Genomic DNA, 15,612 nt, shown 5'->3' with positions numbered 1-15,612 from the left:
GGCGATACTTTAGCGTTTTTACTCAATGGATGAATCAAGCTAAAATGACAGTTTATCGCTAAAAACGGACATTTTTATGTTAGGACTGAGGCTGGATGGGTATGAGCCCGACCTTTACCACGATGCGGCGGTGGCGTTTTGTATACAGGCCCGGGAAGATGAACTCTTCAGTCCGCTGCATCAGCACCGTAAGGGGCAGTTGATTCTGGCCTTGCATGGCGCGATCACCTGTGAGGTTGAAAATGCCATGTGGATGGTGCCTCCACAATATGCGGTATGGATCCCCGGTGAAATTCCACACAGCAATCACGTTACCGTTGGGGCGCAACTGTGCTTTTTGTTTATTGAGCCGCAGGCAGTAGTGATGCCTGAACGCTGCTGCACCCTGAAAATCGCCCCATTATGTCGGGAACTCATTCTGGCGCTGGCGTCCAAAACGGATGATCAACGGCTGGAGCCGTCTACCCAGCGGCTGACGCAAGTGTTATTTGATGAACTCCCGCAGCAGCCGCAGGAGCAAATGCAGTTGCCGGTTTCCGATCACCCGAAAATCCGCAGAATGGTCGCGACGATGGCGCGGGAGCCCGCGCAGTGGCAGACGCTGGGACAGTGGGCCAGCGTATTTGCGATGAGTGAGCGGAACCTCGCCCGTCTGGTCGTTAAAGAAACGGGGTTGAGTTTTCGCCGCTGGCGTCACCAGCTTCAATTGATTCTGGCGCTGCAGGCGCTGATAGATGGTCATAACGTGCAACAGGTTGCGCAAATGCTCGGTTACGATTCGACCACGGCATTTATCACCATGTTCAAAAAAGGCCTGGGACAGACGCCAGGCCGTTATCTGGCTGGACTGGCTACTGCTTCCCAACAATCAATGACACCAGACCTGCCGCAATGAGCGGTCCCACCGGCACACCGCGAAATAGCGCCACGCCCAGTACTGTACCCACCAGTAAACCGGCCACAAGCTGAGGCTGGCTACCCATGAGCGTGACACCGCGCCCGCCAAGCCAGGAGACGAATACCCCGATGGCAATAGCGACCAGTGATTTCCAGTTCACAAAGGAGTGGATGAGCGTGGAGGGGGGGAGCGTTCCGCTGGCGATCGGCGCCATGACGCCAATGGTTAGAATTATAATCCCGACGGTCAGGCCCTGTTTTTCTATCCATGGAAAGAACGTATTCAGAGGGGTAACACGAACAATGATCAGCACCAGAATTGAAACAGCGACAGTGGTGTTGTGGCTGACAAAGCCCAGAGCTGCCAGTCCGAGCAGGATCAGCAGAGTGACATCAAACATCGTAGTTTCCTTGCCAAAAGAAAAAATAAGCCTGCTTACTGTACGCGTAAACGCGTGACGGAACAGGCTTTTTTTAATGATTATGATTTTTTTTGGGCTAATGCACGATGCTGCGTTTTTTACTCCTGACTCGGACGGCTATTGTACGCGGCGGAACGGGAGTAATTCCGGTTGCGCGATACGCAGGTAATCTGCGGTATCCATGATCACGGATTTTTCCAGCACTCCGGCATTGAACGCAATTTCATTAAAACGCTCAAACAATAGCGGATCGGCGACCAGCTTAAGTTTTGGATGGAAGCTAAACGGTGGGATAGCGCCAAATACGCAACCTGTCAGTGCATCGACTTCCGCCGGGCTGGCAAGTGATGCTCTTAACCCGCCGATATGACTGGCTAACAGACTCAGGTCGGCCTGCTGGTCGGCAGAAAGAATCGCCAGGACATGCTGATTAACGCCGTTGCCTTTGACCTTACAAACCAGCGCTTTTGCTCCCTGGCCCAGTGCGGTACCGCGAATTTCAGAAACCGCTTCACATTTGCCGACCGCTTCATGGCTTACCACGCGATACGTTGCGCCTTGTTCTGACAACAGCGAAATTAAACGCTGATGCGTTGCGTTACCTTTGTTCACTTCCGTCATGACTTACTCCTGGTACAACAATGAAAATCCTGTCAGAAAAATGATTACGCATCCGCGCGTTTTTTCTGTTTGTTCAGGTAGAGCTGTGCATCGGATGCTTTGTAGGCATCATCAATGGTGTCGTTTGGCTGCATATTATAAATCCCTGCGGAGAAGCTGATTGCTCTATCTTGCGCAATAATTTGTAAGTTATAGCGAATCCTCTCCAGCAGACGAGGCGTTAATTCAGCGGGGTAATCGATGAGGATAATGCAAAACTCATCCCCACCGAGGCGTATGGCATAGTCGTTTTTGCGAATCGAGGTTTGAATGGCTCTAGCCAGAATGGTGATAATTCGATCGCCTTCCTTATGCCCCTGCGTATCATTAATGACTTTTAGTTTATCGCAATCAATGGCGATAAAGGTCACGAGGGTGCCCGCGTTTACCAACTGCTGTAAACGCTGTTCGAGCGTCGGCGTTAAAATTTTGCGGTTGTAGAGCCCGGTCATCGCGTCACTGATATTTTCACGCGTGACGTTGTGATACAGCCGAAAATGCGTTCTGACCATATTCAGCAACAGTATTGTCGCCAGCAGATAGAAGGCGAATACTTTCCAGGAGGAGACAATAAAGTACATAAAATCAAGCGATAAGGTGATGCGTATACCGCCGGGCATGTCCTCCTGGTAGTGAACATAGCTAAACAGGTTGTTCTCACTTTGGTGAACGAGTATCTCTTTACCTGAGTTGATGTCCGAAAGCGTCACGTTAAGATAGCGCCAGACGAGAGGGCGGTCGCTGGTATAGAAAATATTCTTTAAATTCTCTTTGTTAATATCCACCATCACCACGCCTTTTAACTTACCGGCATAGTAGACCGGTGTTAAAAAGCTCATCACTTTTTTCTCGGTCAGGTTATCTTCATAAATACGGGAGATTACCGTGCGGCCAGTGAAAATACCGTCAATATCATTCTGGTTGATACCCAGGTTTCCTTTTTGCAAAAACGACCAGTTGTGTATCGCAAATTTCCGCGAGTCGACCAGATCAAAGAAATAGACGTAGTTATTTTTGAGATCGACGTAATATCGAAATTTATACTCCTGCATACCTAAACCATGACCGTAATCTTTCTGCTCACGATTAACGTTTACCGCCCGGTCAAAAGAGGGCAGTAGAAATATGTCTTCAAGTTTCTCGCTACATTTTGTGGTGGGGGTTTGCAACGTACCGTGTAATGGTAGGTAGTTATGCTGGGTGAGGTTGAGCCCATGAGTGCCGTTAACGCTGTCGAAAGCGTTGCAAAGTGCTTTTTGTTGCTCGATAGAAGCGGGTACCTGGGGGGATGAAAATGTGCGCATCAGATGGGCTGCAATACTTTGATTAGTATACTTATCATAGAGAAACGATGAGTCGGCTTTCTCATTGATATAGCGCATGTACGCATTCATTGCTTTATCGCTGGCAATGAGCTCATAAACCAAAAAAGAAAACGTCAAAACAACTACGCTGACGGAGATAAAGAGCCTGAGCGCTTTATGATGCAATTGCATAATGATGTACAGCCCTGTAAGTCTGATACTTCAGTCTATCACACGGCATACATCCGCTCTAACGCTACTGGGAAGGGCATTTTGTAATAAAAATCATTCGCGTGCTTCACCTTTAACTCTTATTGTTGTATTTATAATGCAACTTATAAGAAAGGAGACAAGCAGATGAGCGCGACTGATAAAGCGGGCCATACGTTCTTAGCCAGCTTGGGCAAAACCCGTCTGCGTCCGGGGGGCGTTGAAGCAACAGAGTGGTTGTTCAGCCAGTCACAGCTGACGCCCGACAGCCAGGTGCTGGAAGTGGCGTGTAACATGGCCACGACGGCGATAGAGTTAGTTCAACGCTTTGGCTGTACGGTATACGCCATTGATATGGATAAAACCGCACTGGCAAACGCCAGAAATAACGTGGCGGCAAATGGTCTGGAAAATCACATTCACGTTATGGCAGCTAACGCTAACACCCTTCCATTTGCGGATAACAGTTTCGACGTTGTGATCAACGAAGCCATGCTGACAATGTATGCCGATAAAGCGAAGGCGAAGTTAATTGCCGAATATTATCGCGTATTGAAGCCCGGCGGGCGTCTGTTAACTCACGACATTATGTTCACCGCACAAAAACTGGGCACGGGCGAGCAGGGCCAGCTTGTAGAGGTAGTGAAATCAAACGTTAGCCCGATGACCAGCCAAGGCTGGCGCGATTTATTTCTGAACGGTGGGTTTGCACAGGTCTTGCAGCAGAATGGTGATATGTCGCTGATGTCGCCGCGAGGATTAATTCGTGATGAAGGGCTGACTGGGGCGGTTAAAATTGTGTTTAACGGCTTACGCACACGCGAAAATCGTCGCCGGTTCCTGAAAATGTTTCGCTTCTTCCGTTCGCAACGTCACCAGCTAAACTACATTGCCTGCTGCTCCGTAAAGGGAAAATAAAAAAGGATAAACGGATGAATATTGATAAAATGAAAAATCAGCATGTTGAAATTCTGGAAAAAATATCATTTCTACGTACCTTGAGCCATGCAGGCGTATCATCCAATGCCCAGGAAATTGCAACTGCGATCGTTAGCATGAGTGCCATTATAAAAACACATTTGTTTGCTGAAGATCAGTTCCTTTATCCACATATTGAGCAGGATGGAAATAGTACGCTCAGACAGGTTAGCTCAAAATTTCAACGTGAAATGACGGATATCGTCAGCGAATATGAAGTTTTTTCCCGGCGCTGGAATATTGCCAGTAAATTAAAAGGTAATGATGAGGCATTCAGACGTGATGCCAACAATGTTCTACGCAAAGTGTATGAGCGTATGCAAAAAGAAAATAAAGACTTCTATCCGCTGGTGGAAAGGATGTAGGGTGTTTTAAAACACAATGATAAAAGGATGGCGAAGTGTCAGAAAAACACTGGTCGAGAATGGAGTACCTTCATCAGACAGTGACCAACCCTAATATAGTTATTAAGGGTACGCATAGCTATTACAGTGACTGCTGGGATCATGGATTCGAACGTTCGGTGGTGCGGTATTTACTCGGTGATGAGATCAGCCGGGACTGGGAACCGCTTGGGCATTTGGATAAGTTGATTATTGGGAATTTCGTCTGCATTGGCGCTGAGAGCGTTATTCTGATGGGGGGAAATAGTACGCATCGGCTTGACTGGATCAGTCTTTATCCCTTTATGGCGTCGATCAAAGATGCCTACGAGTTTCGGGGTGACACGGTGTTGCATGATGGTTGCTGGTTAGGCATGCGCGCCATGATCATGCCAGGCGTTACGCTCGGGGAAGGCGCTGTTGTCGCAGCAGGTGCTGTGGTGACTAAAGATGTGCCACCGTATGCGGTAGTCGGCGGCAATCCGGCAAAAATAATAAAATATCGCCTGCCGGTGGGGGATATTGAACGAATACTGGCTCTTAATTTGTATCAACTTCCGGAAGAGTCGCTCGTGAAAATGCAACCGCTGTTGTCTTCTGGCGATATTTCCGCGCTCGAAGTGGAAGTGGCTAGCCTGAGACAAAATGCTAAATGACATAACATGTGGTTGAAACGCGAGGTCATAAAAATCAACCAGAGGAGATAACCTCTGGCTGATTTATGTATGTGGTTAGCTATTGCTGGTTGTACTTTGCTTATGAAACAGTTCGCGAAAGACCGGATAAATATCATCCTGGTCGCGGATATGCTGCATCGCAAAGTTTTCAAACGTTGATTGCAGATGTTCGTATTCACGCCACAAGGTCTGGTGCGCGCGACGGGTGATTTCGATATAGCTATAATATCGCACCATCGGCAGCAGTTTTTTCGCCAGAATCTCATGACACAACGGGGAATCATCCGCCCAGTTATCACCGTCCGAGGCCTGTGCGGCATAGATGTTCCACTGAGCCGGGTCGTAACGGTCTTTTACCACTTCATCCATTAACTTCAGCGCGCTGGAGACAATGGTTCCCCCGGTTTCCTGAGAGTAGAAGAACTCGTGCTCATCCACCTCTTTCGCCTGGGTATGGTGGCGAATATAAACCACTTCCACGTTTTTGTAGGTCCGACTCAAGAACAGATACAGCAAGATATAAAAACGCTTGGCCATATCTTTGGTCGACTGATCCATTGAACCGGAAACGTCCATCAGACAGAACATCACTGCCTGGCTGGAAGGATCGGGCCGTTTTTCATAATTCTTGTAGCGTAAATCAAAGGTGTCGATAAACGGCACGCGTTCGATTTTTGCCCGTAGTTCGGCAATCTCTTTGCGTAACCGTTCCTCTTCCAGCAACTGCGCTGGTTCACTTTTTGCGATGGTTTCCAGATCCGCTTCGAGCGCATGCAATTCGCGACGCTTACCTGCCGTCATCGCTGTGCGGCGCGCCAGTGAGTTTTGCAGGGAGCGCACCACGCTAATGTTGGCAGGCACGCCGTTAGAGGTGAAACCTGCCCGGTGCGTTTTGTACTCCGTTAATTGACGCTGCTGATTCTGCTTCAGGTTAGGAAGTGCTAAATCTTCGAACAACAGATCGAGATATTCATCTTTAGAGATCTGGAAGACGAACTCATCCTGACCCTCGCCATCCTGGCTGGCCTGGCCTTGTCCGCTTCCTGAACCACCGCCGCCGCCCTGCGGGCGTTCAATGCGGTCGTTCTGCACAAAATGGTCGTTACCCGGATGCACGCGATGGCGCAAGCCGCCACGCCCCTGATGGAACATCGGTTCGCTAATATCATCAGTCGGAATAGAGACAGATTCGCCGCTATCCACATCAGTCACCGAACGCTTGTTAATGGCCTCGGAGATCGACTGTTTAATTTGCGATTTATAACGGCGTAAGAAGCGCTGGCGGTTTACCGTGCTCTTGTTTTTGCCGTTAAGACGCCGGTCAATAAACCAGGTCATAAGCCCCCCGTACTGCATTTGCCAACTTTATGCTACATCAGTAACGCCGGATGCGCTGAGCATATCCGGCCTACGGATGTGTATTGTAGGCCCGGCAAGCGTACGCGCCTCCGGGCACTTTTTTTAAGACGATTTACGTACGCGCAAATACCATTCGCACAGTAAACGTACCTGCTTACGCGTGTAGCCTTTTTCCATCATCCGGTCGACAAAATCGTCGTGTTTTTTCTGCTCGTCAGTTGAGGTTTTGGCGTTGAACGAAATGACCGGCAGCAGCTCCTCGGTATTGGAGAACATTTTCTTCTCAATGACCGTGCGCAGTTTTTCGTAACTGGTCCAGTTTGGATTGCGACCGCTGTTATTCGCTCTGGCACGCAGAACAAAGTTGACGATCTCGTTACGGAAATCTTTGGGGTTACTGATACCCGCCGGTTTCTCAATTTTCTCGAGTTCTGAGTTCAACGACTCGCGGTCAAACAGCTGACCGGTATCCGGGTCGCGATACTCCTGATCCTGAATCCAGAAATCCGCATAAGTGACATAACGGTCGAAAATGTTTTGTCCATATTCGGAATAGGATTCGAGATAAGCCGTCTGGATCTCTTTGCCAATGAACTCAGCATATTTCGGGATCAGATAGCCTTTCAGGAACTCAAGGTAACGTTCTGCCAGCTCCTGCGGGAACTGTTCGCGCTCGATTTGCTGCTCCAGTACGTAGAACAGATGCACCGGGTTAGCTGCCACTTCGGCGTGGTCAAAGTTAAAGACGCGTGAGAGGATCTTAAACGCGAAGCGCGTGGAAAGACCGTTCATTCCCTCATCGACCCCGGCGTAATCCCGATACTCTTGATAGGACTTCGCTTTTGGATCGGTATCTTTCAGGCTTTCCCCATCGTAAACACGCATCTTCGAGTAAATGCTCGAGTTCTCAGGCTCTTTCAGGCGAGAAAGAATGGTAAAGCGAGAGAGCGTTTCCAGCGTGCCCGGTGCGCAAGGCGCATGGGTCAGCTCACTGTGGTTAAGCAGTTTTTCGTAAATTTTGATCTCTTCGGAGATCCGCAGGCAATAAGGCACTTTGACGATGTAAACACGGTCAAGGAACGCCTCATTGTTTTTATTATTACGGAACGTCACCCATTCGGACTCGTTCGAGTGGGCGAGAATAATTCCGTTAAACGGCAGGGCAGAGATACCTTCTGTCCCGTTGTAGTTTCCTTCCTGGGTTGCGGTCAGCAGAGGATGCAGCACTTTAATTGGTGCTTTAAACATCTCAACGAACTCCATAATCCCCTGGTTTGAGCGGCACAGTGCGCCCGAATAACCGTAGGCATCAGGATCGTTCTGGGCGTGGTGTTCGAGTTTACGAATATCCACTTTCCCGACCAGCGCAGAGATATCCTGGTTGTTTTCATCACCAGGCTCCGTTTTGGCGATAGCGATCTGCTCCAGAATAGACGGCCAGACTTTGACAACGCGGAATTTTGTAATGTCCCCGCCAAAATCATGCAGACGTTTTGCAGCCCAGGGCGACATGATCGTACCGAGATAACGACGCGGGATCCCATACTCTTTTTCCAGGATCTGCGCATCTTCCTGTGGGTTAAACAGGCATAACGGATGATCGTTTACCGGGCTACGTTCGCCGTTGGCGCTCAGGACATAAATCGGTACTCGCTGCATCAGCGACTTCAGCCGCTCAGCAAGAGATGATTTCCCCCCTCCCACAGGCCCCAGCAGATACAGAATCTGCTTCTTCTCTTCCAGACCCTGAGCCGCATGCTTCAAATAAGAAACAATCTGCTCAATGGCCTCTTCCATGCCATAAAACTCTTCAAAAGCGGGGTATCGTGCAATCACCCGATTCGAAAAGAGTCGAGAAAGACGAGGTTCGTGGGCAGTGTCGACCATGACAGGCTCACCAATAGCCATTAATAGCCGCTCTGCCGCATTGGCATAAGCGCTGCGATCTTGCCGACAAGTGGTAAGAAACTCCTGCAGCGTGAACTCTTCGTCCTTGGCAGCTTCATAACGCTGGCGATAGTGATCGAATATATTCATGGTATGCCGTCCTTTCGTTTTTTTAGCACATGTTAAGAGCCGTTCATATGAATAGTAGAGGCCCCTGAAGAGGTAAACTGAACGACGTCGCTGCTGAAGAAATAAGCAACTCTCATGCCATTGTGGTGGTCAGGAGATCAACGTATTCGGTGATACACCTTCTAAAATTAAGCGTAGATGGCATTTGCAAAACTTGCCTGTGTGCGCAAATGAATTTCAATGGCATATCAATAACTCATCAGCAAAAAAAGCATATCTTTTGTAAATCTATGGGGCAGGATTCATGCGGTGTTCACTGTCCTGCAAGCAAAATGTCATCACTCGCTGAGAAATTAGGGGGTTACATTCTGGGGCGAATCCGTAAAATAGTTGGGCTGAAGCGTATTGACGGTTAAACTTTGACCGCTACACATTTAAATAAGGAATTATTGACTGTGACCAAACTCAAACTTCTGGCACTTAGCGTGCTTATCGCCACTTCCGCTAACGTCGCACAGGCAGAGAGCAACCTGACGCTGGGCGCAGGCGTTGGTGTGGTTGAGCACCCTTACAAAGATTACGATAGTGACGTTTACCCGGTCCCGGTTGTGACTTATGAAAGCGATAACTTCTGGTTCCGTGGTCTGGGCGGTGGTTACTACCTGTGGAATGACGATACCGATAAGCTGTCGGTGATGGCCTATTGGTCGCCAATGTACTTCAAACCGGGTGACAGCGACGACAACCGTCTGCGTAGTCTGGATAAACGTAAGAGCACCATGATGGCTGGCCTTTCTTACATTCACAACACGCAATACGGTTTCCTGCGTACCAGCCTTGCAGGGGACACGCTGGATAACAGCAATGGTATTGTATGGGATCTGGCGTGGTTATACCGCTATACCAATGGCGGTCTGACGTTGACTCCGGGGATTGGTGTCGAGTGGAACAGTGAAAACCAGAATGAATACTATTATGGTGTTTCACGCCATGAATCTGCCCGTAGCGGCTTGCGTAGCTACGATCCTGAAAGCTCCTGGAACCCGTATCTGGAGCTCAGCGCAAACTATAACTTCCTGGGCAACTGGAGCGTATACGGTACTGCGCGTTATACCCGCCTGTCTGATGAAGTGACAGACAGCCCGATGGTGGACAAATCCTGGACGGGTCTGATTTCAACGGGTGTTACCTACAAGTTCTGATACCACTGTGTGTCAAACACTCGCCCGCAGAGATGCGGGCTTTTTTGTGCATATCAGAGATGAATATTGATCCAAAACATGTGATTTGATTTTTTGTGCTGTTTTGGCATTACATCGGTCGCAACAAATAGTTAACGTATTTTTCCTGCCGCAATTACCAAAATTAAACCTGTTGTTTGATGAGACTGAAATCTATTCGTTTGTGAATGGAAGAGTATCTGTACAGTTTCACGAATTATTGTTCTGGGAGAGTGATTTCTGGTTTCGCAATATATTGATAATATTCTATTTTATAATCACGGTATAATTTTATCGTGAAACTCTCGCCACTAAAAATAGCAAGATAACTATTTTATTATTTTTGTGAGACGATGAAAGTTAACTTTCATTTGAAAAAATAAAATCATTAAGTTAATTTTTATTTTACATCTTTTAGGTATTTATCTGAAAAAATTAAAATTGACATTAAATAAGCGATTGCAGATATTACTCCAACTTAATAAGTAAAGACAGTAACGCTGCATGGCTCAGATATTAAATGTCATGTGGTTTTCTTGCGAATAAACCTGGTAGAGATAATGAAAAAGTTAATCATGATAGCAGTGATGGGTGGGATTCTGACGGGATGTTCCACCGAGGCTTCACGCATGAGTGCTTGCGAAAGCAAGGGCGTGAGCCGCGATGCCTGCTATATCGCTGAGCAAAACCGTCAGGCGACAATCAATGCCGTAGCTGAAAAACAAGCTATGGAGAACGCGCAAAACGTATATAACTCAAATGATACTAATTCCAGTCATCACCACAAACACAATAATTATTAAGGTGTAACTCATGAAGAAATTAATAATTATCGCTGTACTGGTCGCAACTTCTGCTGCTGCACCAGCCTATGCCATCAGCGAGGCTTACCGTCAGCAGTTACAGCATGAACATAAAACGATGGTCAGCGATGCTAATGCTCCGGTGCACGCCAGTAAAATCACACCCGTGCATGTGAATAAACTGGGTGTAGACTTTAAACGTGGCGCTGATGGTATTGCATATATTAATGGCAAAGCTGCGGCAAATGATGAGAACAATGCAGACGCTCAGTCTTATAGCGCGGACTTGATTTCCGTCATCGTCTATAAAAACGGGAAAATTAACGCGATGAAAGAGGGGAAATATTTAGGTCGCTTAAAATAACCGCAGTGCAGTTAAGATTTTCTGTCATTCGGCCCGGGAGCATTGTTTGTTCCCGGGTTTTTTATTGCCGTTGCCATAGCGGTCAACTTCCAATCTTAGAAGGTGCAATTTGTGCACCCTAACAGGACACATGCCAGTTGTTTTGCTTTACTGTGGTGCATTAACACAGGAGGGCGCGATGACAGCGAAACAGGTGATGTTTACAAAGCAGGTATCGCTGCCTGCTATTGGGCAGGGAACATGGTACATGGGCGAGGATCCTGGCCGACGCCGGGAAGAGGTTTCAGCGCTGCGGGCTGGCCTGGATCTCGGTCTGCGGTTGATCGATACCGCCGAAATGTATGCAGATGGTGCGGCGGAAGAGGTAGTGGGTGAAGCATTAATCGGGCGTCGTGATAGCGCTTTTTTAGTCTCGAAAGTATACCCCTGGAATGCCGGTGGTCAGAAAGCCATTGCCGCCTGTGAGGCGAGCCTGCGTCGACTAAAAACCGATTATCTGGATCTCTATTTGCTCCACTGGACGGGCAGTTTTTCATTTGCTGAGACCGTTGATGCCATGGAAGCACTCATTGCGCAGGGGAAAATCCGCCGCTGGGGCGTCTCTAATCTCGATTACGATGACATGCAGGCGTTATGGCAAGTCACAGGTGGGCGGGAATGTGCCACTAACCAGGTGCTTTATCATTTAGCATCGCGCGGTATTGAATATGATTTACTGCCGTGGTGCCAGCAGCAGCAGATGCCGGTTATGGCTTACAGTCCGCTGGCTCAGGCGGGGCGATTGCGCGGTGACTTGCTTTCTCACTCTGTGGTGAACGACATCGCGCACGCGCACAATGTTAGTGCTGCGCAGATTTTGCTGGCATGGGTGATCCGTCTGCCGGGCGTGATGGCGATTCCAAAAGCGGCAAGCATAGCGCATGTCGAACAAAATGCCGCCGCGCTGGAGATAACGCTCTCTGTTGATGAGCTGAAGCAGTTAGATAAGGCATATCCAGCGCCAAAGGGTAAAACGGCGCTGGATATGGCCTGATTTGCCGAATGGCGATGCTCACGCTTCTTATCCGGCCAACGCAATGTTTGGTAGGCCGGATAAGGCGCAAGTTCCGTCAGGCTACAGACACAATTTTAGCGTTTAGCAACGCGGATAGTTTGTGCCAGGCGTGATGGTTTTTCTTCGCGGGTTTTCTGCGGCGCGGTTGCGTAAGCCGTCTCTACGCAAACAAACGTTTTATAGCCGTCATCCGGCATGTCGCCCATGCTAACGGACAGCGCCGGACCCGGGTTCCAGCCCACGACATTCAGATGGTGGTGATGGACGACGTCGATATTGCGGTTGAGCGCATCATCATGGATAACGCTGCACGCTTGCGGATTCAGATAGACACGATCGGTGCGGTCCGGGAAGGTCTGGATACCATCAGCCAGCACATCTTCTTTAGCATCATTCACTTTGTCGATCAGGCGATCGCCAAGTCCACTGACTTTTATTGCCGCAATGTCACCGACGTTGAAATAGGTATGCAGCGCAGAGGTGGTTTCAAATTCACCGTGGGCTTCCAGTTCCATTTCACAGGTGGCACCTACTTTGAAACGGGCCAGCAGGCAGAACTCGTGCGGCCATAGCTGACGCGTTTCAGCGTTGCTTTGCAATTCAAACGTCAGCACCACGCCATTGTCGTCTTCATTGTGCGCTTTCAGCGTCCATGGCAGGTTGCGGGCAAAACCATGAGAAGGCAGGCCCTGCTGAGCAGCCGGACCAAACCACGGCCAGCAAATTGGTACGCCGCCACGCAGCGCTACGCCGGCTTTAAACGGGGTATTGTTACTTAGCCACAGGACTTCCTCTTCGCCGTTGGGTTTCCAGGAAAGAAGATGTGCGCCCTGCAGTGCGAAAGATGCTTTAACCTGTGGATGATCGACCACAAGAATCTCAAGTTCATCAAGCTGGCGGCGGGAGAGGACCGGGGTAATTTGTTCGATTACCGGAAGTGCAAAAATTTTATTAATCATTATGCAATCCTTTTTTTTACCCTAAATAATTCGAGTTGCAGGACGGCGGCAAGTGAACGATCCCGATGAGCTTACAGAAGTAAGTGATTCGGGTGAGAGAGCATTGCCAACACACCGGTAACTTGAAGTATGACGGGTATCTTCAGGCAAAAAAAAGAGCGACCTGAGTCGCTCTTACAGATTACTGTTTCATCTCAACTTATTTGGAGATGTGAGCAATCAGGTCCAGAACTTTGTTGGAGTAGCCGGTTTCGTTGTCGTACCAGGATACCAGTTTCACGAAGTTGTCGTTCAGTGCGATACCAGCTTTAGCATCGAACACGGAAGTGCAAACTTCACCGTTGAAATCGGTAGATACTACGTCGTCTTCGGTGTAACCCAGAACGCCTTTCATCGGGCCTTCGGAAGCAGCTTTGATTGCTTTCTTAATTTCTTCGTAAGAAGCAGCTTTTTCCAGACGAACGGTCAGGTCAACAACAGATACGTTCGGGGTAGGAACGCGGAACGCCATACCAGTCAGTTTGCCGTTCAGTTCTGGCAGTACTTTACCTACAGCTTTAGCAGCACCGGTAGAGGACGGGATGATGTTCTGGGATGCGCCGCGGCCGCCGCGCCAGTCTTTGTGAGACGGGCCATCAACGGTTTTCTGAGTAGCGGTGGTCGCGTGAACAGTAGTCATCAGACCTTCGATGATGCCGAAGTTGTCGTTGATAACTTTAGCCAGCGGAGCCAGGCAGTTAGTGGTGCAGGAAGCGTTAGAAACGATGTCCTGACCTTCGTATTTGTCAAAGTTAGCGCCTTTAACAAACATCGGAGTGTTATCTTTGGACGGACCAGTCAGAACCACTTTTTTCGCGCCAGCAGTGATGTGCTTACGAGCGGTTTCATCTGTCAGGAACAGGCCAGTAGCTTCAGCTACTACGTCAACACCAACTTCGTCCCATTTCAGGTTAGCCGGATCACGTTCAGCGGTAACACGGATTTTTTTACCGTTTACGATCAGATGACCGTCTTTCACTTCAACGGTACCGTTGAAACGGCCGTGAGTGGAGTCATATTTCAGCATGTAAGCCATGTAGTCAGCGTCTAACAGGTCGTTGATTGCAACGATCTCGATGTCAGAGCGTTCTTGAGCAGCACGGAAAACAATGCGACCGATACGGCCAAAACCGTTGATACCTACTTTGATAGTCATATATTCCACCAGCTATTTGTTAGTGAATAAAAGGTTGCCTGTAAAATTACAAAAACCTTACGCAGCGTCAAGCGGAATCGTGTCAATCATTGCGACAAATCAATCTGCTGCTTAAGCTTTGCGCAACTGACTCGCCTCACTCTTCCTTTGGGCTTGAAACCACATGGGGTCGGCGGCCCGAATTTTAAAGGGCAATCAAGATAAAAACGTGATTGTGATCACGAATTGCAGGCTGCCATTTCGCACGGATCAAGTTTAGAACAAAAGTTCGCACTCTGGTGTTAATGTTTTGTTAGAATCTGTCTCGCGATGTGAGTTTAGATAAAGCGAGATGTGAGCAAATGGCTAATCAACCTTCTCCAGAAGAACTAAAAAAAAATTTAACCGAAATGCAGTTCTACGTGACGCAGAATCACGGGACAGAACCGCCATTTACCGGGCGTTTGCTGCACAACAAGCGTGACGGCATCTACCACTGTTTGGTCTGTGACAAACCGCTATTTCGTTCCGAGACAAAATATGACTCTGGCTGCGGCTGGCCCAGCTTTTACGAGCCTGTCAGCGCAGAGGCTATCCGTTACATTAAAGATACTTCACACGGTATGCAGCGCATTGAAATCCGCTGTGGTAACTGTGATGCGCATCTGGGGCACGTTTTCCCGGATGGTCCGCAACCTACCGGTGAACGTTACTGCGTTAACTCTGCCTCTTTGAACTTCACCGATGGTGAAAACGGTGAGCAGACCAAAGGCTGAAGAAACGATTCAGCAAATTATTCTACGGAGAGTGGATTTAACATGAATCTTGATGAGATGATCAACAGCATGACGCCGGAAGTTTATCAGCGCTTATCAACTGCCGTTGAACTCGGAAAATGGCCGGATGGCGTGGCGCTAACGGCAGAACAAAAAGAGAACTGCTTACAGCTGGTGATGTTATGGCAGGCACGAAACAATATTGACGCGCAGCATATGACGATTGATACCAATGGTGAGATGGTGATGAAGAGTAAGCAGCAGTTGAAAGTGGAGTTTGGTATTACGCCCGAACCCATTGCGACGTTTAAATCCTGATTACTCAGGCCCGGCAAACATCTATGTCGGGCCGGCAG

General features: G+C 48.6%; 17 protein-coding genes. 10 read left to right on the top strand and 7 right to left on the bottom strand.

From position 1 onward, the window contains the following. The first annotated feature begins 76 nt into the window (after window positions 1-76). On the top strand, window positions 77-895 hold the full coding sequence (locus HV237_RS14200) for a helix-turn-helix transcriptional regulator (RefSeq protein WP_047358592.1): 819 nt from the start codon (window positions 77-79) through the stop codon (window positions 893-895). Here HV237_RS14200 and HV237_RS14195 read toward each other — a convergent pair. From HV237_RS14195 to dgcJ, 3 genes are all read right to left on the bottom strand, one after another. Beyond that, window positions 852-1,298, bottom strand: a complete 447-nt coding sequence (locus tag HV237_RS14195; RefSeq protein WP_016152803.1) for a DUF441 domain-containing protein — start codon at window positions 1,296-1,298, stop codon at window positions 852-854. The two genes, HV237_RS14200 and HV237_RS14195, sit on opposite strands and share 44 nt — an antisense overlap. A gap of 138 nt (window positions 1,299-1,436) precedes the next feature. Continuing rightward, on the bottom strand, window positions 1,437-1,940 hold the full coding sequence (locus HV237_RS14190; RefSeq protein ID WP_046275927.1) for a YbaK/prolyl-tRNA synthetase associated domain-containing protein: 504 nt from the start codon (window positions 1,938-1,940) through the stop codon (window positions 1,437-1,439). A gap of 44 nt (window positions 1,941-1,984) precedes the next feature. Beyond that, window positions 1,985-3,475, bottom strand: coding sequence for a diguanylate cyclase DgcJ (gene dgcJ / locus HV237_RS14185; protein ID WP_047358593.1), 1,491 nt, complete (start codon window positions 3,473-3,475; stop codon window positions 1,985-1,987). A 165-nt stretch (window positions 3,476-3,640) separates the two neighbouring features. Between dgcJ and HV237_RS14180 the strand changes: the two genes are divergently transcribed. From HV237_RS14180 to HV237_RS14170, 3 genes are read left to right on the top strand one after another with little or no spacing between them, the layout of a single operon-like run. Further along, window positions 3,641-4,411, top strand: a complete 771-nt coding sequence (locus tag HV237_RS14180) for a class I SAM-dependent methyltransferase (protein ID WP_047358594.1) — start codon at window positions 3,641-3,643, stop codon at window positions 4,409-4,411. Window positions 4,412-4,425: 14 nt separating this feature from the next. Continuing rightward, window positions 4,426-4,836, top strand: coding sequence for a hemerythrin domain-containing protein (locus HV237_RS14175; RefSeq protein WP_016156304.1), 411 nt, complete (start codon window positions 4,426-4,428; stop codon window positions 4,834-4,836). A gap of 35 nt (window positions 4,837-4,871) precedes the next feature. Then, window positions 4,872-5,510, top strand: coding sequence for a CatB-related O-acetyltransferase (locus HV237_RS14170; protein WP_016156305.1), 639 nt, complete (start codon window positions 4,872-4,874; stop codon window positions 5,508-5,510). Window positions 5,511-5,585: 75 nt separating this feature from the next. Here HV237_RS14170 and HV237_RS14165 read toward each other — a convergent pair whose 3' ends face one another. Both HV237_RS14165 and yeaG read right to left on the bottom strand, forming a co-directional pair. Next, the gene (locus HV237_RS14165; protein ID WP_016152809.1) at window positions 5,586-6,869 is read right to left on the bottom strand and encodes a YeaH/YhbH family protein; all 1,284 of its coding nucleotides are present in this window, start codon (window positions 6,867-6,869) and stop codon (window positions 5,586-5,588) included. A gap of 123 nt (window positions 6,870-6,992) precedes the next feature. Beyond that, window positions 6,993-8,927: a protein kinase YeaG gene (gene yeaG, locus HV237_RS14160; protein WP_016152810.1), complete on the bottom strand. Its 1,935-nt coding sequence runs from the start codon at window positions 8,925-8,927 to the stop codon at window positions 6,993-6,995. A gap of 434 nt (window positions 8,928-9,361) precedes the next feature. On the opposite strand from yeaG, the gene HV237_RS14155 reads away from it, so the two are divergent. From HV237_RS14155 to HV237_RS14140, 4 genes are all read left to right on the top strand, one after another. Further along, window positions 9,362-10,108 (top strand): MipA/OmpV family protein, encoded by a 747-nt coding sequence (locus HV237_RS14155; RefSeq protein ID WP_016152811.1) that lies wholly within the window; start codon window positions 9,362-9,364, stop codon window positions 10,106-10,108. A 578-nt stretch (window positions 10,109-10,686) separates the two neighbouring features. Beyond that, window positions 10,687-10,929 (top strand): hypothetical protein, encoded by a 243-nt coding sequence (locus tag HV237_RS14150; RefSeq protein WP_019076610.1) that lies wholly within the window; start codon window positions 10,687-10,689, stop codon window positions 10,927-10,929. A gap of 10 nt (window positions 10,930-10,939) precedes the next feature. Continuing rightward, on the top strand, window positions 10,940-11,293 hold the full coding sequence (locus HV237_RS14145) for a hypothetical protein (RefSeq protein WP_047358595.1): 354 nt from the start codon (window positions 10,940-10,942) through the stop codon (window positions 11,291-11,293). A 178-nt stretch (window positions 11,294-11,471) separates the two neighbouring features. After that, window positions 11,472-12,326 (top strand): aldo/keto reductase, encoded by an 855-nt coding sequence (locus HV237_RS14140; protein ID WP_047358596.1) that lies wholly within the window; start codon window positions 11,472-11,474, stop codon window positions 12,324-12,326. Between the two features lie 95 nt (window positions 12,327-12,421). Here the strand turns inward: HV237_RS14140 and HV237_RS14135 are convergent, their stop codons facing one another. Both HV237_RS14135 and gapA read right to left on the bottom strand, forming a co-directional pair. Continuing rightward, window positions 12,422-13,306 carry a D-hexose-6-phosphate mutarotase gene (locus HV237_RS14135; protein WP_047358597.1) on the bottom strand — a complete coding sequence of 295 codons (885 nt, stop codon included), beginning with the start codon at window positions 13,304-13,306 and terminating at the stop codon, window positions 12,422-12,424. 199 nt (window positions 13,307-13,505) lie between these two features. Then, the gene (gapA, locus tag HV237_RS14130; RefSeq protein ID WP_003030697.1) at window positions 13,506-14,501 is read right to left on the bottom strand and encodes a glyceraldehyde-3-phosphate dehydrogenase; all 996 of its coding nucleotides are present in this window, start codon (window positions 14,499-14,501) and stop codon (window positions 13,506-13,508) included. A 341-nt stretch (window positions 14,502-14,842) separates the two neighbouring features. Between gapA and msrB the strand changes: the two genes are divergently transcribed. Both msrB and HV237_RS14120 read left to right on the top strand, forming a co-directional pair. Further along, window positions 14,843-15,256, top strand: coding sequence for a peptide-methionine (R)-S-oxide reductase MsrB (gene msrB / locus HV237_RS14125; RefSeq protein WP_016152816.1), 414 nt, complete (start codon window positions 14,843-14,845; stop codon window positions 15,254-15,256). Between the two features lie 42 nt (window positions 15,257-15,298). Next, window positions 15,299-15,574, top strand: coding sequence for a YeaC family protein (locus HV237_RS14120; RefSeq protein ID WP_016152817.1), 276 nt, complete (start codon window positions 15,299-15,301; stop codon window positions 15,572-15,574). The last annotated feature ends 38 nt before the right edge of the window (window positions 15,575-15,612 follow it).

The organism is Citrobacter sp. RHBSTW-00570 (assembly GCF_013739755.1).
In the GTDB taxonomy this organism is placed as follows: domain Bacteria; phylum Pseudomonadota; class Gammaproteobacteria; order Enterobacterales; family Enterobacteriaceae; genus Citrobacter; species Citrobacter braakii.
Note: the sequence above shows the minus strand (reverse complement) of the source record. Positions and strands in the feature narration are given on the sequence as shown.